Genomic DNA, 18876 nt, shown 5'->3' with positions numbered 1-18876 from the left:
TTTACTGTAGAATTACACAGGAGAGCAGCCAGATAAAATACTGTGCATATTGACAACTGCACCAATCACAGCGATCGCCGGGGCGGTAAATCCAGAGGCTGTAACTTGGGCAATAATAGTTTCTAGGGTTCCAATCAATTCCTCTTGTTCTGGTCGTGTACCCCAACGCACTAAAGCAATAGGTGTTGCTAAATCTAGCCCAGCCTGGCTTAATTGTTCCACAATATAAGGCAGATTCTGAACCCCCATGTAAATCACAATAGTTTGTGAACCTTGGGCGATCGCCTGCCAGTTTACTTGTGGTTTATACTGATTTACAGCCTCATGCCCAGTTACAAAAGTCACAGAAGAACTATATAACCTATGGGTTAAAGGTATACCAGCATAGGCAGGAGCCGCCACCCCAGATGTAATACCCGGCACAACCTCCACAGGTACACCAGCAGCCACTAAATCCGCCATTTCTTCCCCCCCACGACCGAAGATAAAAGGGTCACCCCCCTTGAGTCGCACCACTAGGGGGTATTCTTGGGCTTTGGTAATTAATAACTGGGTAGTTTCTGACTGTAATAACGAATGTCTCCCCATGCGCTTACCCGCGTTAATTTTTTCCGCTTGGGGGTTAATCATCCCCAAAATCTCTGGACTAACCAAAGCATCATAAATCACCACATCAGCAGATTCTAATAAACCCTTACCCTTGAGGGTCATTAGTCCTGGGTCTCCTGGCCCCGCACCTAATAAATAAACCTTACCCGTCACCGTGCGGCTCATGTATCTATTAAATCCCCAATTATCTCAGCTAATTCTGGACTTGCTCCCAAAGGCGCAGCCAGTTGGAAAGTCACAGTAGGAAATTGTAATTTTAGCCTTTCTAGGGACACAGCGATCGCATCAGTTATACCACCTGTAAATAAAAAGTAGGGTAAAATTGCCACTTTTGTTTGTCCTGTAGCCACTAAATCCTGGATACGTGATTCTAAACTAGGCGCTACAGCCCAATAAGCAGTAACTGCACCCAACTGGCCTGCTATAGTTTCTATAGGCTCCAGGGAACCAGGACGACGGCTACCATGAGCTAATAAAATTGTAGTTTGGGCTTCCATTGTAGCCACTTCCTGGGATAGTAAGGTCACTAAATTCCGGTGACTACCTAAATGGCGGTGTTGACGAATAATTATATCTTTCCCCAGAGCCTCTTGTGCCAAAGCAATCTGCTCCGGAATATCCGCCATTACATGGACACCCGGTAACAGAAACAGTGGTACAATTTCTAAGGAACCAACCCCATCCAAAAAAGCAATACTAGCAAAGTCTTTAATCTGCTGGTGTAAAGGCTGGGGTTGTAATTCCAGAGCAGCTATACCTACCAAGTCTTTACCATGACCCAATTGAGCAGATACGAGCTCTGCTAATTGCTCCATAGCCACTTGGGGGCGGGGGTCACGGCTACCATGTGATACCAGTAAATATGCAGATGTCATAATCATCAAATAACTGTTTGGGAGTATATCAGCTTATTGCTTCTTAGCACTATAGGTATAAAAGTTATCGAAAGCTCCTACAGTTTCAAATTTATACAACGGTATCCAGGAACTGATTTTTAAATCAGTCCGGTAAACACTAAAAATGAGGAAATCCTGCTTTTGGGTACTCCGCGCCAGGATATCACGCATTTGAGGAATGGTTTGATCTACGAGGTTGTCACATTGAGACTTGATTAAATTTTCTAAAAAATTGCCCGTTTTCTGGCAAACGTCCCCTTTTAAATATTCTGTTAGCCGTTGTGTGGCATAATCTTCATATTCAGCCTGGGAAGGATTGGTCATAGCCATTGCTACCCCCAAGGCTACTAGTCCTATGGCTCCGGAATATGCGATAGTTGTCAGTGCTTTCATGGTTTCTGGCTTAAACTCACTATAGTTATCCGACTGGAATTTGAGAAAATCCGCCACTGGAAAAAAAGGTCTTGATCATTTTCTGATTATCGTGCTATAATCACTAATATACAATAATGGCGAGCGTAGCCAAGTGGTTAAGGCAGTGGTTTGTGGTACCACCATTCGTGGGTTCGAGTCCCATCGTTCGCCCTCATTTAGCAAAAGTTTGCTCAACAGCTAAAGTGGGGAATAGTTACCTATGTGAGTCAGCTAATATCCCCCAAAATTATGTAACTTAAGTTAAGGTAAAAAAAACTGAGCAGCATATATTCTGAGTCAAAAAAAACACAAAGAAATTGGCCAGATTATAACAGGAAAAACACAGAACGCCCATCTGTGTTTATTTTTTTTGTAAAATGCAAATTCGATCTGAGGGGTTATCATGTCTGAATTGATCCAAGCAATCTTAGATAGTGAAGAAAAAAGCGATTTGCGTGCCTTTTTGAGCCAGTTACGCCAGGAAGAACAAAAATACTTGCTACGTAACGATATCCTCAATGTATTTAAGAATTATTGTTCTCAGTCGGAGAAATCAGAAACAACCGCGTCTGCTTCCCGCTTAGGGAAACTCATCTACTATACTCAGGAAATAATTCAAGAAGATTCCAGCCTGTGTTTGATTATTCGTCCTAAAATTGCTCGTCAAGAAGTTTATCGGCTCACAGAAGATTTGAATGTTGAGCCCATGTCAGTCCAGGAACTGCTGGACCTGCGCGATCGCTTTGTGAATAAATATCACCCACTAGAGGGTGACCTACTAGAATTAGATTTTGGCCCGTTTTACGATTACACCCCAGTCATCCGCGACCCGAAAAATATTGGTAAGGGGGTACAATTCCTCAACCGCTACCTATCCAGCAAATTATTTCAAGACTCAAAACAATTGCTGGACAGCTTATTGAATTTCTTGCGCCTCCACCAGTATAACGGTGTGCAGCTGTTAATTAATGAGCGGATTAAGACTCAGCAGCAACTTTCTGACCAAGTAAAAAAAGCCATCACCCTCGTCAGCGAGCGACCCCAAGATCAACCCTATGAAGAATTCCGCTTTGAATTACAGATAATGGGTTTTGAACCGGGGTGGGGTAATACAGCCGGGCGAGTCCGTGATACCCTGGATATTTTAGATGAATTAATTGATTCTCCTGACCCTCAGACCATCGAAGCTTTCATCTCTCGCATCCCGATGATTTTTAGAATCGTCCTCGTATCGGCTCATGGTTGGTTTGGTCAAGAAGGTGTTTTAGGTCGTCCAGACACTGGGGGACAGGTAGTTTATGTGCTTGACCAAGCTAAGAATCTGGAAAAACAACTACAAGAGGATCTGGATCTAGCAGGTTTAGGAGGGTTAAACGTCGAGCCAAAGGTGATTATTCTCACCCGCCTAATACCTAATAGCGATGGTACACTGTGCAATCAAAGGCTAGAAAAAGTTCACGGTACAGAGAACGCCTGGATTTTGCGCGTACCCCTGCGGGATTTTAATCCCAATATGACCCAAAACTGGATTTCTCGATTTGAATTCTGGCCTTATCTGGAAACTTTTGCTATTGACTCAGAAAAAGAACTGTTGGCAGAATTTCAAGGTAGACCTGACTTAATTGTGGGTAACTACTCTGATGGTAATTTGGTGGCGTTTCTGCTAGCACGGCGCATGAATGTGACTCAGTGCAACATCGCCCACGCTTTGGAAAAGTCTAAATACTTATTTAGTAACCTCTACTGGGAAGAATTGGAGGATAAATACCATTTCTCCCTACAATTTACCGCTGATTTGATTGCCATGAACGCCGCCAATTTCGTGATCAGCAGTACTTACCAAGAAATTGTTGGTACACCTGATAGTGTAGGACAGTATGAGTCTTACAAATGCTTCACCATGCCGGAGTTATACCACGTAGTCAACGGCATTGAATTATTTAGTCCTAAGTTTAATGTTGTACCTCCAGGGGTGAATGAGAGTTACTATTTCCCTTACTCCCGCACTCAAGACCGAGTGGAAAGCGATCGCCAGCGAATTGCTCAAATGCTGTTTACCCTGGAAGACCCGCACCAAATTTTTGGTAAACTAGATAATCCCCAAAAGCGCCCCCTGTTTTCTATGGCCCGTCTTGACCGGATTAAAAACCTCACAGGTTTAGCAGAATGTTATGGTCAGTCTCCAGAATTACAGGAGCATTGTAACTTAATCTTAGTGGCGGGTAAGTTGCGTGTGGAAGAGTCAGACGACAACGAAGAACAAGAGGAGATTATTAAACTCTATCAGATCATTGAACAGTATAATCTCTATGGTAAAGTGCGTTGGCTGGGTGTACGCCTATCTAAATCTGATTCCGGTGAGATTTACCGTGTGATCGGCGATCGCCAAGGGATATTTATTCAACCTGCTTTATTTGAAGCCTTTGGTTTAACCATCTTAGAAGCCATGGTTTCAGGACTACCAACTTTTGCGACCCAATTTGGTGGACCCCTAGAAATTATTCAAGATCAAGTCAATGGCTTTTACATTAACCCCACAAATTTAGAAGAGACAGCGGCCAAAATCCTCACCTTTGTCACCAAGTGCAATCAAACCTCCCAATATTGGGATGCTATTTCCCGGGAAGCAATTAACCGGGTATTAAGTACATATACCTGGAAAATTCATACCACCAAGTTGTTATCCCTAGCCAGGATTTATGGCTTTTGGAACTTTACCTCCAAGGAAAACCGCGAGGACTTGTTGCGTTATCTGGAAGCTTTATTCTATTTAATTTACAAACCCAAAGCACAAGAGTTATTAGCGCAGCATCAGCATCGGTAGAAGTTCATTTAGTCAACTGTTCCCAAGTAATTGACCCGACTATTCCATCTACTTTGAGTCGGCGCTGGTTCTGAAAAGCCTTGACAGCTACCTCAGTCAGCGCCCCAAAATTTCCATCCACTCGGGTCATATAGCCTTGAGAAACTAACAACCGCTGTAAAACTCTCACCACAATACCTGAATTACCAAAACGTAGAGTTAGCATAAATTACTCAGCATATTTTAAGTTATAATTAGTTCGGTTGCCGGTCATCGGACTTGCGACCACTGATAACTAACAATCTTGTCCGCGGGCATTTGAGTATCTGAGATATATCTAGTTAATCATATTTGTAGCTGATCAATAACTACATTGTCAACTGTTGCCAAGTTAGTGGACCGACTACTCCATCTACCCCTACTTTCCGCTGGTTCTGAAAGGCTTTGACAGCTGTTTCAGTCAATGGACCAAAAGACCCATCAACTCTAATGGCGTAGCCTTTAGAAATTAACAAACGCTGTAAAACTCTCACAGCAGTACCTGAAGTACCAAAACGCAAAGTCGGTAGAGATTGACCTGTGAAACCCGATGAGACCGCAGCTACTTTGATCCTATTGTCCGCAGTGATTGTCCTAGGTTGGTGACTCCTTTGGCTAATTGTGATTGACGCGAGCAGTTTTTCTTGAGGTAAGTGGGACGCCGATGAGGAGGTTTGAGAAATTGCATCTATTGGGATAAATTCCGGTGGTGTGATTTGAGAGGGAATGTTAATTAATTTACTTACGTTATGGCTTAAATGCTCCGAGCTACTTTCCATCTGCAATGGTTGCTGCTTCGGTAATCTATTCTCTGAATATACTTGTCTGGCGGTTAGTATACCCGTCATCAGCAGGCCAATTTCGCTCATCGTTGTTCATTTTAGTAATAATCTAATTTCTCACTTGACAAACAAACCTGTTGTTAGTCCGGAATTCTTAATACGGAAAAATTCCCAAAAGGTGTGTAATATTCTTTTTATAACTATTAATTATAAATATAGCCTTTTTCAGGATCATGAAGTACACACCAATTCCCTATTCCCTGTTCCCTATTCCCTCAAACTAAAAAAAATTGTACCTCACGAGCATGGTAAATGCTATAATCTCATATTCCAGTTATTATGCAAGATCAATTTTGATTGATGATTGGTTAACCTAGATAAATTTACGTAAGCAGTTTTCATTTTATGAGTATAGCATTATCTAATATTCTAGTTAAGGAAGTTTTTCTGTTAATTTTTGGTGAATTAATGCTCTGGTGTACAAAATCGGGTGACAAGGGTAGCAGAACACCTCTTGAGCAACTCCTAAAAATTAAGGGTTACCAGCCTGACTCTGCACAGGGATCATCAATCTTGCACAAGCTCAGTCGGTTTTTTGGTTGCCAAAAGTAGCAAGCAAAGGCTCTGGGGACTTTTAGGAACCCGGATGTGATCACGGGGTGTGAATTGAGGATACATTTGGGAAAATCAGATTCTTCTGGACAAACCCGTTATCTTTAAACTTACATGATTTATATGTATATGATCTGAGGATTTATTCTGTTGTTGTCACAGACTGATCAGATTTTCACTGATTGAGGGCGGTAAATAAATATATTCATCCAATAATTTCATTAGCAGTGATCCCCGTGAATTAATCAGATCATAATCATGCACAAATTGTTTGGGCGATGATTCGCCAGGGAAATTTGTATAAATCAAATATGCATCTTCCAGAATACGCATATATATAATCAACTAAAATAAGTTAATATAATCTTATCTACAGTATTTTGGCTGGTGCTGTCTCTAGATGAAAAAGAGATATGTAAAATAAAGTTACGACTTATGGATAGTTTGTAAAATTTCGTAGGAAAAATATAAATTAAACCTCGGATTTTCCGGAAAATATAAGCTTTAATGGGTAAATAGACAGTGCAGTAATAAAACCCTCACGTCTGTGGGTTAACGCAGATTTGTCAGTGGAGTCAAGCAGTTTTTAGGAGCATTGGCAGAATCATATACTCATAGTTTTGTTATATACCGGATTATGGATAGAAACCCTGTAGAAGGGTTTAAATACCAGTGTTCGGCGCAAATGTAAGTTTTTTATTGGGATAAATATACATGACTTCTGCTGCTGAAAGGCCAGTTAGCCCTGGCTCAACCGTGAGATCACATCTGACTGTCCATGAGCACAACCAGATAGACCCGCTGAAACAGGCTACTGGTGTTTATGTGACGGTGCATGGTCATTTTTATCAGCCCCCACGGGAAAACCCTTATTTAGAGGCAATTGAACGTCAACCTAGTGCGGCACCTTTCCATGATTGGAATGAACGCATTCACTGGGAATGCTATCGCCCTAATGCTTTTGCCAGGGTCTTTAATGACCGGGGGGAAATAGTCGAGATTGTGAATAATTACGAATATTTCAGCTTTAATATGGGACCTACCCTGATGTCGTGGCTAGAACGCTACGATTTTGAGGTTTATCAGCGAATTTTGGAGGCAGACACCAAGAGCTGTCAGCGCCTGCACGGTCATGGTAATGCGATCGCCCAGGTATACAATCATATAATTATGCCTCTGGCCAATGAACGGGATAAATACACCCAAATCCGCTGGGGTAAAGCAGATTTTCGCTCACGCTTTGGCCGGGATCCCGAAGGTATGTGGTTAGCGGAAACAGCTGTAGACTATGCCACCTTAGAGGCTTTGGTGGCTGAAAATATCAAGTTTATTATCCTCGCACCATCCCAAGCCCAACGTTGTCGCCCCCTACCCACAGAGGATGAGCCTGACCCGGAATGGCAAGAAGTAGGGGGTAGTCAAATTGATCCCACCCGTCCCTATCGCTGTTATGTACAGGGAAGTGGCGACACTGATCAGCAATCGCGCCCTTACATTGATATCTTTTTCTACGATGGCCCCATTTCCCGGGATATGGGCTTTAGTGATGTGGTTTATAGTTCTAGTCATTTTGCCGGACGTATCGGCTCCGCAATACGTGGGGATCACCGGCCAGCACAATTAATTTCTGTGGCCACAGATGGGGAAACCTTCGGACACCATAAGAAAGGCACTGAAAAAACTTTAGCCTACGCCTTTATTGGAGAATTTCCTAAGCGCAATTGGACTGTCACCAACTTTGCTCACTATCTCAGCCTCAATACTCCCACTTGGGAGGTGGAAATTAAACCCGCCACAGCCTGGAGTTGCGCCCACGGGGTGGATAGATGGCAAGATGACTGTGGTTGTGGTGGTGAAGGTGGTGTATGGCATCAAAAATGGCGGCGACCCTTGCGCGATGCTTTGAATTGGCTGCGGGATCAGTTAATTGATGTCTATGAGAAACATGGCCTGCGCCTATTCCATGATCCCTGGTTAGCACGGGATGAATATATTCAGGTGATCCGCGATCGCTGTGTGGCTAATGTGAACAGTTTCCTGTCTCGCCATCAAACCCACAAACTCACCCCAGCAGAACAAGTTGATGCTTTGCGCTTGTTAGAAATGCAGCGTCACGCTTTGCTGATGTTCACTAGTTGCGGCTGGTTCTTTGAAGAAATTTCTCGCCCGGAAGGTACGCAAATTCTCCGTTATGCTTCCCGTGCTTTGGAATTGGCCGGGGATGTGGCTGGTGTACAGTTGGAGAAAGCTTTCATCAAACGCCTATCTTTAGCCCCCAGTAATGTGGATATTTTCAAAGATGGTGCGGCGATCTATCGGCAAATGGTGCAAACTGCCCAAGTGAGTGTCAAGCAAGTAGCTGCTCACTATGCTATTAGTTCTCTGTTTGCTAATCAAAAATCTACACAAAAGCGCATTTATTGTTACAGTCTTGATGAGATTGATTACCAGTTGCAACGTATGGGTTCCTTGACCTTGGCGGTAGGAAATTTAAAACTGGTGTCGGAAGTTACCGGGGAGAGTGAAAGTTTAGTCTTTGCTGTGCTGCATTTGGGCGGCTGGGATTTCCACTGTTGTACCCAATTATTTACCGGTAGACGTGAGTACAGTCAGTTGAAAGAAAAGCTGTTTACCTCTCTAAAACAGGGGAGTGCTGCTCACAGTATCTTGGTGATGACCAGGCTATTTAGAGAAGAAACATTTAGCCTACAAAATCTCTTTGCTGAAGAACGTCACCGGATTATGCGCCTTCTGAGTCAGGAAACACTAACACGTTTAGACCAACTGTATACTCAGGTGTATCGGGATAATTACGGATTATTGATGGCCTTCCACCGGGATGAGTTAGAAGTACCCCAAGAGTTGCAGGTAGCTGCGGAGATTGCTTTGGGATCACGCTGTATGCTCATACTGCGATCGCTCGAGCAAGAGATCACAGACCCCATCTTGAGTTTAAATCACATTGTAGAATTAGAAGCGATCGCGACTGAAGCTAAACATTTACATTGTCGGTTAAATATTCCCGAAGGTACGCAAATATTAGAACAACTAATCATGCGCTTATTGTGGCAATTATTACATGACCTCAATGGCAGTTTTGCTACCCAAATCCAATGTTTAGAACGGTTGATTGATGTTAGCTATCAGCTAAATATCGGCATTTCTTTGCACAAGTCCCAGGAACTATATTTTAGCTGTCTGTCCACTCAAATTAGACCTTTATGTCTGACGACTTTGAAGAATACAGAAGAAAATTATCAATCTCGTCAATTGCTGAAGTTAGGACAAAAATTAGCTGTTGATGTTAGCCATGTTCTGGGTCAGTTGGAGTAGTCACAAAGCCCTAATCTGACCTAGGGAGGAAAGGCGACACGGGATGCTTTAGCCTCCCGTCAATATTTAGGAACTTAAGGGAAAATACTAGACGTTGAGGGGATGCTGCTTTTCTTTACCCGGGTAATCATTGTCATTGTTCATGGGTTTTACTTCCAAAAAAGCTTCTCTACCTGTAATCAATCTGGAACGACGATTCCGAGTGATATAGTTCCAAGCCCACTGAATTACCACTACTAATTTAGTGTCAAACTCGATTAAGAAGTAGATGTGAATTATTAGCCAAAATACCCAAGCAATGAAACCTGTAAGTTTGATTAGGCCTAAATCTACAACCGCTAAATTTTGCCCAATCATTGCCAAACTACCCACGTCGTTGTAATGAAATTGTGGCAAAGTGTAACCTTGAAGTCTTCCTTGAATCAGTCCAGCTACATACTCCCCTTGTTGAGTAGCTACGGGTGCAACACCAGGTAAGGGTTTACCAGTTTGATGGGAGAAGTTGGCTAAATCTCCCACAACAAAAATGTTTTTATAACCCTTGACGCTCAAGTCCGGTTCCACAATCACACGTCCGGAAGGATCGCATTCTACACCTGTACGCTCTGCTAGGACTTTACCCATTGATGACCCTTGTACACCAGCAGCCCATAAGACGGTTTTTGAGGGGATTTCCTCAACTTCATCGCCACTCTTAAAAGTAACGATATCATTTTCAATGTTGGTCACCCTGGTGTTAGTTCTGATCATCACACCCAATTTTCCCAAAGCTGATGTAGCTGCTTTCGATAACTTGGGCGAAATGTATGGGAGGATGCGATCGCCCCCTTGCAATAGTAAAATTTTCGCCTCGGAAGTATTGATATTGCGGAAATCTTCTTGCAGTGTTTTATATGCTAATTCTGCGATCGCACCTGCTAATTCTACACCGGTCGGACCACCACCCACAATCACAAAGGTCAACAAAGCCTTGCGTTTTTCTGGGTCAGTTTCTCTTTCTGCTGCTTCAAATGCTGTAAATATCCGGCGACGTATTTCTATAGCATCTTCCACAGTTTTTAAACCAGGCGCAAATGCTTTCCACTCATCCTTACCAAAATAGGAATGGTTAGCACCTGTCGCTACTACTAATGTATCGTAAGGGACTACCTGATCATCTAAAATAACCTCTTGTTTTTTGGGGTCAATATCACTCACCTTTCCTAACAGCACTCGTGTATTCTTACTTCTTCTGAATACGGCGCGCAATGGTGAGGAAATATCAGCAGGTGAGAGGGTACCTGTGGCGACTTGATATAACAGTGGCTGAAATAGGTGAAAGTTGCGTTGGTCAATGAGGGTAATACTTACATTCGCTTTCGCCAAAGTCTTGGCTGTATATAGTCCACCAAAACCACCACCAATAATGACAACTTTATGTGGTGCATTCTTCCCAACTGAGACTACCATAGGAAATATTGCCTTCTGTTAAGAGCGTTAACTATTCTTAACAACTTTGTAACAAATTTATAATATATTTTGCCGTTTATTTAGAACAGTTGAAAAAATAATAACTGTAGTCAAATTTACGATTTATTTGATTTACAGCATTTCCCATGCTCGTAAGGTAGAAAGTTTTTTAGTTTTAGGGAATAGGGAACAGGGAACAGGGAACAGGGATTGGAAAGGATTGGGAAGGATTGGGAAGGATTGGGAAGGATTGGTGAACACACAAAAAATAATAAAATCCAGTCCCCTCCCCTTACAAGGACAAGACAAGGTGGACAAGGTGGACAAGGTGACAAGGGAGAAAAACAGTACAAAGTCTGTGGGCGATCGCACCCCCCAAGCAACTGGAAGAGGTAGCTTCCATGTATCTGTATAATAATCTCATGATTCATTGCACATCCCAGATCGCCTGTTTTCCAGTTACCAGGGAATTTCATGATCCAGTTGACACCATCCGTAATAGAATTAGTTGAAGAAATTGTAGCTGTTAATCAAGCCTGGAAACTAACTGCTGACATGGGTGAGCATACCTCAGCCATAGCAGAATCACTCGCGGATTTAAAGAACCGGTTACAAGTGCGACTCTTACGTACTTATGCACCCGAACAGGTTTATTTAGAAATTGATACTTCTCCAGAAACACCAACCACAGAAGAACTTTATGGGTTAATTCTACGCCAACCAATAGGTGATTATTGGAATGCGGCACATCTTCCCGTGCGTGTAGCTCAACAATTGCTGTCTTCTGAAGAAATAGCCAAATTTACAATTTAGTGGGGAGTGTAGTCAAATGATTCAAGGCTTAATCAATATTTTTTGGCAGAATACTCCTTTTCATTGGAGTATTGTAATTGTTTTCCTGGGGGGAGTAATAGCCGAACTTAGATCTATTTTTCGGTATCGGCGTTCTATAAAAAGAGATTTGAAAGATACTGAAAACAGTATTAACTACTTGGAGAGCAACCAACGTCAAGATTTAGTTATCCCAGATAATGGATCATCCTGGTTCCCGAAACATCTAGCTGGAACAAATACTCAGGGAGGTTTCCAACCCAAATTTGAGGCGGGAAAATTTGTATTATTACAATACCCAAGAATTTTAAATCCCTCTATTCCTAGCAGCTATTGGCGTTTTATACCTACCATTCTCATCGCCCTTGGTGTTTTAGGAACCTTTTATGGGATTCAGGAAGGATTATCACAAATAGACCTGAAGAATATTAATGAAACCAAATTACTAGTAGATGCTAGTGTCAATCTTCTAGAAGGTATGAAAACTGCTTTTTCTACTTCATTGATGGGGTTAGGCTGTAGCAGTCTATTTACTATGTTTTTAGCAGGTGGAGAAGCATATAAACGCTCTCGTGGTCATAAATTCCGCCAAAGATTAGATAAAAGATTAGATCAGATTGCTTTTGTAGAAAGTCCCACAAGGCTTTTATCTCGTTTTAACCTTGATGGAACTGAAAGAGGTCAATTAAGTCCTGATGCTATTGGTGAAAAAGTTGGTGAAAAAGTGGGAGCAGTCATGTCTCCCATTTTTAAGGAGATCGGAAAAGAACTATCAGCACTCAGAGAAATTAAAAAGGAGCAAGGTCAGGAAATATTAAGAGAGTTAATTACAGAACAAAGAGAACAATTAATCAAACCCCTCATAGCTGAACTTACCAAGAGCGCACAACTGACTCAAGCAGCTTCTCAAGCAGTTAGTCAACTCAGAGAAGAACTGGGGGGAATTTCCCAAAGTCTCAGCACATCTGTAATGACTATCCAAACATTCCAAAAAGATACTTTAGTGCAACTGCAAGAATTTGCAGTTAGTTTGCAGTCTATCTTAACTGAATTTCGTTCTGATACTCAAGGAGTAATGGAAAGGGTATCTACAGAAATTCAGTCAGCTGTAACTGCAAGTGTTGAAGCGATAAATTCCCAGAGAATTGCTTTTGAAGTCAGTTCTAATCAAGCAGCTAATACTTTTAGAAGTATTCGAGAAGATTTAGAAACCGCACTACATACCCAAGCAGAAATAGAGCGCCAAATGCTCCAGGAATTTCAAGATCGAACCCTGGCGATTATCACCACACAAACTGAAAGTATTACCACCGTTGGTCATGAAGCATCTCAATTAATGAATGGAGCCAGAGAAAACTTAATATCTACTCTCTCTAACATTGATACTATGCTGCAAAATACCCGGATCACTGTACAGGAAGAACTACAGCAATTCCGCCTGAGTTATCAAACAGCTTTACAAGAGTTCTTCAATAGCCAAAATCAGTTACTAGAAGAAACCCTGGGCGAACAGCGTCAAGGACTAGCTCAGGTTGTCAATGATTTACAGACTGCTTTTAACGAAGAATATCACAGACGCTCAACTTTAACCGCACAAGTGGACGAAAGTATGAGCAGAATTGGACAAACTGTAGAGAGGGTCAGTAATTTTGCTAATGTCACCGGTTTAACTTCAGGAGAAAGACTAGCACAAATCCAAGAAATTACCAGGGGATTGGGTCGAGAAGCTCATAGGATTGAACAAACCTATGCAGCTATGATTCAACAGTTAAATCAGGCTTTGGAAATAAGTAATCAACATTTAGTTGATTACCTAAATAAAGCATATGCATCTGAAAACCGGTTTTTCACCCAAGCGGATGAAGCCACCACCAAAATTTCTAATCAATTACTACAAGCTGCTAATTATCTAGTAGCTGCAGAAGCTAATCGTCGTCATCAATCTGAATCATGAATAATTTTAGCGATTGGGAACCAACACCACAAATAGAAGAGGATAACTCTAGCGTTTTACTCGCCATTGGCGATATGATGTCTGGACTGTTAATGATATTTGCGCTGTTGTTTATTACCGTTTCTTTACAGTTGAGTGAAATATCAGAACCCAGACGTAATGTCATTGAACAATTGATTAATACTTTAGAAGAAAATAACGTTAAGGTAGAAGTTAATAAAGACACCGGAGATATTACCTTGAAAGAAAATATCCTATTTCCAGAAAATAGCGCTCAATTAAGTGCTGCTGGGAAAAGCACTCTACGATCATTTATCCCGGTTTATAGTAATGTAATTTTATCCAACCCTAAATATCAGCAAGAAATTACCCGGGTAGTGATTGAAGGACATACTAGTTCTAGTGGAACTTATAACGGTAATTTACAGTTAAGTTTGTTGAGGTCTTTTGCTGTTGCTGAATATATCTCCTCAGAGATGAAATTTGAAACTAAATCACAACTGGAGGAAAAAATCCTTGCTTCTGGAAGGGGAGAAATTGAAGCTAATCCAAATATTGATGACCCCAATGATAGAAAGGTAATTTTCCGGTTGCAGTTTAAGGGAGATAATTTGTCTGAGATTTTTACATCAAAATGATTTTGACAACCTAGAAAATATGATGTTAAATTTTCGCACTCTATCCTTAAGCGATCGCCAGTCACCGGAACCAACCAATTTACTCCAGTTAGTCAAAAATTTCCGCAACAGTGAACAATTCCGCCAGCTTCAGAATCTCCCTAATGTAGAAACAGATACTTGGCGTTCTTTAGATCAAATTATCGAAACCATCCAATCCGGCAATATTGACGACATTCAACACATAGAATGGGTCTATTGTCTCCATAATAAGGCTGAATGGGATAGGGCACACCCAGAAATCAGCTATACAACTTCAGCATTAATCTGGAGAGCAGCAGTTAATAACTTACCGCTCAAACAAACTTTATTATGGCTGTTAGTGTTGAATCATAGCGAGTCACAGCCAATTATCAGTGAATCCTTAGTTACAAGTTTTTCTGTGTTTATCAGGGAATCAGGAGACAGTGACGCACAAATACTACAAATCATACAAGCCATCACCCAGGATGACTATCACAGATTAGCTTTAATTGCTAGGGACGAGAATTTTACACCCCAAGAATTACTCAATAAATATAATCTTCCATCAACTAGTAATGCGGTGAGTCAGGCTTTAAACTATGTAGTGAGAATATTTTCAGACAGGAACGACCGACCAGAATGGTTACTGCGTTGTTTTGCGCAAATGTCCCACTCACAGCAATGTCAGGAAGTCAATCGTTTATTGACAACGATCGCCGCTGAAATAGGAAGCGGTTTTTTATCAATCGTAGAATGGTTACGTCAAAATTATGGACCGCGCACTGTTAATTCTCGCTGGAGTCAATTATCATCACAAGCTCAACTAGCATTACGTAAATGGATTGGTGCTGCTACTTGGGGAGATTTTGACAGAATGATTACAGTGTTAATCAATAAGTTGAGTTCACAGTTACAAACATTATCACAGAATAACAATAGATATCAGGAACTAAATTATCAAAGAAACCAACTACAAAGACGTAAAGGGTTTTGGTCAAATTATAGCGATCGCTTTGAACGTTTGCGTATTTTAGTACCCGCATCAACTAGTTGGATTAGTCAAGAATTAACACGAGATATTGATCTTCTGGTCAATGATGGTAGTAATGAGACAGAAATTTGTATCTTTGACTTTGGGGATTGGTTTATTGTAGAATTCTTCCGGGGTAATGGCAGTGAAATTTTAATGTTTAACCGCAATTACTCTGCTAATGTGGAAAAAACATTATTTCAATCGCCAAATTTATCTATTTCAGATATTCGCCGTTTATATCGTTTTGGCGGTGAAATTCATGATCATGTTTTCCTCTGGCAATATTATGCGGAAAAGTGGCTGAGAACGCAACATAATATTTACCCGAATGACGGGATAACTCGTTTTCAAGGACTTGGTTCACAATATAATCAATTTAGTCACACCACAGGTTTACCCACTCCTGCAGTAGATAAACAGGGAATCCGTGAACAGAAGTTAGCACGCTGGCGACGGGATATTCAAAGAATATACCAAGCACTTGGTATATCCTTGAATAACTGGGGTAACTAGTAACATCTAAATCTAGATTACCATGGTGTGTTGTCCCGCACAACGCACTATTTTTTTTTAACGCAAAGGAGCGCAAAGGTAAACGCAAAGGAGCGCAAAGGTTTGAGATTAATTAGATTCACAGGAAAAAGTGATTAGTCAGCAACTACCATGCGATCGCGCCCCTTGGCGTTTAAAAACTTACCAAAACTTGGCTACAAGAGGGCGATCGCCATTCACAACCCCTGAAAACGTCGCCGAAAGCGGGGGTCAAGTTTATCTGTTTTTTGCTGATTACAGGTGAAACAGAGGGTCTGTAAGTTGCTGATATCGTTCTGACCACCACGAGCTAGGGGGACAATATGGTCAACTGTCAGCTTAGTTTCTGAACTTGTTTTACCACAGCTTTGACATTGATATTTATCTCTTGCAAATACGTATTTTCTCACTGAGGAGGGAATGGGAATCCGGGGAGTTTTATTCATGAGTTACCCTCAGTTCTGGAATCAGCGACAATCTGCTGAAAATCTTCATTGCTAATTACAGGTAATAAGTGATCGTACAACTGCATAGATTGTAAACAGTTATTAATATGGGAGACTGCTGTGTTATAACCCTCAATTTTCTCTTTAACAACATTCAGTAAGCGTTGATTACTCAGAATTTTGTCTTCTGCTTCCTGTTGTAAAGTTTGTTCTAAATAAGCACGAGCTTGGGAGTATTGCTGTAATATATTATCTTCTTGCTCTTGTGCCATGGCTAATAATTGCCTCTTGAGGATGGTGTTGATAGTTTGACGCAAAGATTTACAAACTGTCTGGGAAACCTTGGGTTCAAAATCCAACTTTAACAATTGTCTAATTGCTGGTTCAGCTTCTAGCATACTTTGGGAATCGTAACTTTGGGAGGTTTGCAGCAAAGTTTGACGAAATTGATATATAGAAAAAGTCCCCTCATCATAAAATCTCGGACTTTCTCGCACAAAGCGATCGCATTCTGCACTAGCTGCATTATCCAAAATCACTGAGACGTTTTTGGCGGTAGCTTTCACCTGTTCCTCAATCCCCCCATCATTACCTAATAAACGATACAATTGACGATAGTATTCTGATTTGCGAATCTTTTCAATTAATTGCCTAAACAAATTATTTACTAATTGTTGACAACATTCGCTCAAAATATCTTCTAACTCGTTTGCTAAATAATAAAACGCTTCTACTAAAATCGCTAGTAAAGGCGCAGTGGAATTGCGGGGATGGCTAAGGGTAGAACGTTGATAAGCATCAGCGACGGAAAATGTGTTTAGTAACTCATCTAAACGCCGAATCATCCGCCCTTGTAGTTGGCGAAAATCAGCCTCAAAAGTATCACAGGAATTATTAATTATTAGGTTGACCTCTTCTGTGATGTGCTGACCAAATTCTTTAGATACTTGCTGGAGTTGCTGATTCAGCCGTTGTAACTCCTGCGCCTTCATCCCCTCAATTTCTCGCGGTTGACTATCTAGTTTTATGTATTCAGTTTGATAATGTTTTTTTAGTTTAATACAAACATCTTCTAAATCATCCGCCAAATTTTCAAATAGCTGTGGGCGCTTTTCTTCTACCAAATATTTAGTAATCGCTGTGCGAAATTCCTCAATACCACTATCTTGAATTAGCTGATTAATTAAAGGCGCTCCCTGCTCTGCTAAAATTCTGACATAATTCTCATTGGGAGTTTCATAACTGTTTACCGAAATGCGAAAATGACTGGATGAGAGCTTACCGGAATTAGCACAGTAGCGGTTAAACTCATTAATAAATTGCGGTGTTTCTTCTCTCCCATTGCTACTTTTAACGGTATCTGCAAAAACAGAATTTAACCCAAATCTATCGCTGATATTTGTATGTTTAATCTGACTGCCGTAAAATCCCAGTAATCCACTGGTTTTATAAACCCTAGGAGCATCACGAAACTCTTTACTAATTAAGTCATCTAAGCGCTGCCTTAACTGGGTATTATACCAGGTTTCATCAATGCGGTTAAAGGTGTAGAAAATGCGATCGCGTATTCCCCCATTGTCTCGCATTATTTCTAAAAGTTCCGTTTCCTCCTTGGTCATATCACCAGCAGCAGCAGGTTTTAATACACACACCACCGCCGATGTATCCGGATGTTGAATTTTGGCGTAAGTTAATTGTGCATCCTTTTCTACGGGGGCATCGATACCTGGCGTATCAATAATTACATTACCATCTTCTAACAGGGGATGATTGCAGTAATATTCAATTCGTTTTAAAACAGAGCTATTACTACCACGCCGCGCATATCCTGCAGCTTCCTTAAGATTAGAAAAATTAAATTGCTCCATGGAATATGTAGCATTATTCATCGTTTGAATATGTTGACGATTTGCCTCATACCCCTCAAGTAGTAATATTAAAGCCTTCCCTTGTTTTGCTCGTTCCGATTTACTTTCTCCACCTTCTTGCTGAATAATAGCATTACAACCTTGACGCAGTAAATCAATAATTTCAGTTTGGTTAATATTAGCTCCTGTTTGAAATCCCAACTTTTCACATAAAAAACTGGCTTGTTCGCGAATTTCTACTTCACTTAAAAAGGTTAAAACCACCCTTTCCTGATCTAATGGTGCATACTCAATTCTGCATTCTGTACCTGTAGCGTGTCCTTCTGCACTGTATAGTAATTCCCGTTCTAGTAGTGCATTAATCAACATCGACTTACCCGCACTAAATGCACCTGCAAAGACAATTTCAAACTGCGGTGAAACGACTTTTTCCAGAGAAGTTTGTACAGATGTAATATCTTCAGAGCGCAAAGGTGGCTCTTGTTGCAACAGTTGTAATACAGTTTCAACTTGCTCTTTTAAATTTTCACACTGGGTAGGGATGTTGGACATGATTCTTTATCTATAATTATCTAAGTATTCAGCCTGTATACGATTCAGTGGGAATCGTATATTATTTTTCCTATGCACCAAAG

General features: G+C 41.1%; 14 protein-coding genes, 1 tRNA gene and 1 pseudogene. 8 read left to right on the top strand and 8 right to left on the bottom strand.

What is annotated here, in order from left to right; translation table 11 throughout:
- Positions 1-12: 12 nt before the first annotated feature.
- From cobA to NWP22_RS08725, 3 genes are read right to left on the bottom strand one after another with little or no spacing between them, the layout of a single operon-like run.
- Positions 13-774, bottom strand: coding sequence for a uroporphyrinogen-III C-methyltransferase (cobA, locus tag NWP22_RS08735; protein ID WP_280801744.1), 762 nt, complete (start codon positions 772-774; stop codon positions 13-15).
- On the bottom strand, positions 771-1484 hold the full coding sequence (locus NWP22_RS08730) for a sirohydrochlorin chelatase (protein WP_271732446.1): 714 nt from the start codon (positions 1482-1484) through the stop codon (positions 771-773). The genes cobA and NWP22_RS08730 overlap by 4 nt, the downstream gene beginning before the upstream one ends.
- A 33-nt stretch (positions 1485-1517) precedes the next feature.
- Complete coding sequence (locus tag NWP22_RS08725) at positions 1518-1898, bottom strand: DUF4359 domain-containing protein (protein WP_271732447.1); 381 nt, start codon at positions 1896-1898, stop codon at positions 1518-1520.
- Between the two features lie 119 nt (positions 1899-2017).
- Here NWP22_RS08725 and NWP22_RS08720 point away from each other — a divergent pair.
- Positions 2018-2090: transfer RNA gene (locus tag NWP22_RS08720), tRNA-His, on the top strand.
- A gap of 232 nt (positions 2091-2322) precedes the next feature.
- Complete coding sequence (locus tag NWP22_RS08715; protein WP_271732448.1) at positions 2323-4743, top strand: sucrose synthase; 2421 nt, start codon at positions 2323-2325, stop codon at positions 4741-4743.
- A 4-nt stretch (positions 4744-4747) separates the two neighbouring features.
- Here NWP22_RS08715 and NWP22_RS08710 read toward each other — a convergent pair.
- Together NWP22_RS08710 and NWP22_RS08705 are read right to left on the bottom strand one after the other, a co-directional pair.
- Positions 4748-4942, bottom strand: a pseudogene (locus tag NWP22_RS08710) (peptidoglycan-binding domain-containing protein); the annotation flags it as partial.
- A gap of 148 nt (positions 4943-5090) precedes the next feature.
- Positions 5091-5630, bottom strand: coding sequence for a peptidoglycan-binding domain-containing protein (locus NWP22_RS08705; protein ID WP_271732450.1), 540 nt, complete (start codon positions 5628-5630; stop codon positions 5091-5093).
- 1239 nt (positions 5631-6869) lie between these two features.
- Between NWP22_RS08705 and NWP22_RS08700 the strand changes: the two genes are divergently transcribed.
- Positions 6870-9488, top strand: coding sequence for a DUF3536 domain-containing protein (locus tag NWP22_RS08700; RefSeq protein ID WP_271732451.1), 2619 nt, complete (start codon positions 6870-6872; stop codon positions 9486-9488).
- 87 nt (positions 9489-9575) lie between these two features.
- Here NWP22_RS08700 and NWP22_RS08695 read toward each other — a convergent pair whose 3' ends face one another.
- Positions 9576-10937 carry an NAD(P)/FAD-dependent oxidoreductase gene (locus NWP22_RS08695; protein ID WP_271732452.1) on the bottom strand — a complete coding sequence of 454 codons (1362 nt, stop codon included), beginning with the start codon at positions 10935-10937 and terminating at the stop codon, positions 9576-9578.
- 127 nt (positions 10938-11064) lie between these two features.
- Here NWP22_RS08695 and NWP22_RS08690 point away from each other — a divergent pair, with 127 nt between their 5' ends.
- Genes NWP22_RS08690 through NWP22_RS08670 form a run of 5 tightly spaced genes read left to right on the top strand, consistent with a single transcriptional unit; the run spans position 11065 to position 15909 of the window.
- Positions 11065-11352, top strand: coding sequence for a hypothetical protein (locus NWP22_RS08690; RefSeq protein WP_280801743.1), 288 nt, complete (start codon positions 11065-11067; stop codon positions 11350-11352).
- 59 nt (positions 11353-11411) lie between these two features.
- Positions 11412-11750 (top strand): hypothetical protein, encoded by a 339-nt coding sequence (locus NWP22_RS08685; protein WP_271732454.1) that lies wholly within the window; start codon positions 11412-11414, stop codon positions 11748-11750.
- Positions 11751-11766: 16 nt separating this feature from the next.
- Positions 11767-13722 carry a hypothetical protein gene (locus NWP22_RS08680; protein WP_280801742.1) on the top strand — a complete coding sequence of 652 codons (1956 nt, stop codon included), beginning with the start codon at positions 11767-11769 and terminating at the stop codon, positions 13720-13722.
- The gene (locus tag NWP22_RS08675; protein ID WP_271732457.1) at positions 13719-14360 is read left to right on the top strand and encodes an OmpA/MotB family protein; all 642 of its coding nucleotides are present in this window, start codon (positions 13719-13721) and stop codon (positions 14358-14360) included. The genes NWP22_RS08680 and NWP22_RS08675 overlap by 4 nt, the downstream gene beginning before the upstream one ends.
- A gap of 19 nt (positions 14361-14379) precedes the next feature.
- On the top strand, positions 14380-15909 hold the full coding sequence (locus NWP22_RS08670) for an EH signature domain-containing protein (protein WP_271732458.1): 1530 nt from the start codon (positions 14380-14382) through the stop codon (positions 15907-15909).
- Between the two features lie 215 nt (positions 15910-16124).
- On the opposite strand, the gene NWP22_RS08665 is transcribed toward NWP22_RS08670, so the two are convergent.
- Both NWP22_RS08665 and NWP22_RS08660 read right to left on the bottom strand, forming a co-directional pair.
- Positions 16125-16373 (bottom strand): HNH endonuclease, encoded by a 249-nt coding sequence (locus NWP22_RS08665; protein ID WP_271732460.1) that lies wholly within the window; start codon positions 16371-16373, stop codon positions 16125-16127.
- Positions 16370-18793, bottom strand: coding sequence for a dynamin-like GTPase family protein (locus NWP22_RS08660; RefSeq protein ID WP_271732461.1), 2424 nt, complete (start codon positions 18791-18793; stop codon positions 16370-16372). The genes NWP22_RS08665 and NWP22_RS08660 overlap by 4 nt, the downstream gene beginning before the upstream one ends.
- Positions 18794-18876: the final 83 nt, after the last annotated feature.

The organism is Anabaenopsis tanganyikae CS-531 (assembly GCF_029891675.1).
In the GTDB taxonomy this organism is placed as follows: domain Bacteria; phylum Cyanobacteriota; class Cyanobacteriia; order Cyanobacteriales; family Nostocaceae; genus Anabaenopsis; species Anabaenopsis arnoldii.
The sequence above is the reverse complement of the archived record's forward strand: the minus strand, read 5'-3'. Positions and strand labels throughout refer to the sequence as shown.

Excerpts from the sequence above, each read along its gene's own strand:
- cobA (WP_280801744.1), bottom strand. The coding sequence starts at position 774 with ATGAGCCGCACGGTGACGGGTAAGGTTTATTTATTAGGTGCGGGGCCA.
- NWP22_RS08730 (WP_271732446.1), bottom strand. The coding sequence starts at position 1,484 with ATGACATCTGCATATTTACTGGTATCACATGGTAGCCGTGACCCCCGC.
- NWP22_RS08725 (WP_271732447.1), bottom strand. The coding sequence starts at position 1,898 with ATGAAAGCACTGACAACTATCGCATATTCCGGAGCCATAGGACTAGTA.
- NWP22_RS08715 (WP_271732448.1), top strand. The coding sequence starts at position 2,323 with ATGTCTGAATTGATCCAAGCAATCTTAGATAGTGAAGAAAAAAGCGAT.
- NWP22_RS08705 (WP_271732450.1), bottom strand. The coding sequence starts at position 5,630 with ATGAGCGAAATTGGCCTGCTGATGACGGGTATACTAACCGCCAGACAA.
- NWP22_RS08700 (WP_271732451.1), top strand. The coding sequence starts at position 6,870 with ATGACTTCTGCTGCTGAAAGGCCAGTTAGCCCTGGCTCAACCGTGAGA.
- NWP22_RS08695 (WP_271732452.1), bottom strand. The coding sequence starts at position 10,937 with ATGGTAGTCTCAGTTGGGAAGAATGCACCACATAAAGTTGTCATTATT.
- NWP22_RS08685 (WP_271732454.1), top strand. The coding sequence starts at position 11,412 with ATGATCCAGTTGACACCATCCGTAATAGAATTAGTTGAAGAAATTGTA.
- NWP22_RS08680 (WP_280801742.1), top strand. The coding sequence starts at position 11,767 with ATGATTCAAGGCTTAATCAATATTTTTTGGCAGAATACTCCTTTTCAT.
- NWP22_RS08675 (WP_271732457.1), top strand. The coding sequence starts at position 13,719 with ATGAATAATTTTAGCGATTGGGAACCAACACCACAAATAGAAGAGGAT.
- NWP22_RS08670 (WP_271732458.1), top strand. The coding sequence starts at position 14,380 with ATGATGTTAAATTTTCGCACTCTATCCTTAAGCGATCGCCAGTCACCG.
- NWP22_RS08665 (WP_271732460.1), bottom strand. The coding sequence starts at position 16,373 with ATGAATAAAACTCCCCGGATTCCCATTCCCTCCTCAGTGAGAAAATAC.
- NWP22_RS08660 (WP_271732461.1), bottom strand. The coding sequence starts at position 18,793 with ATGTCCAACATCCCTACCCAGTGTGAAAATTTAAAAGAGCAAGTTGAA.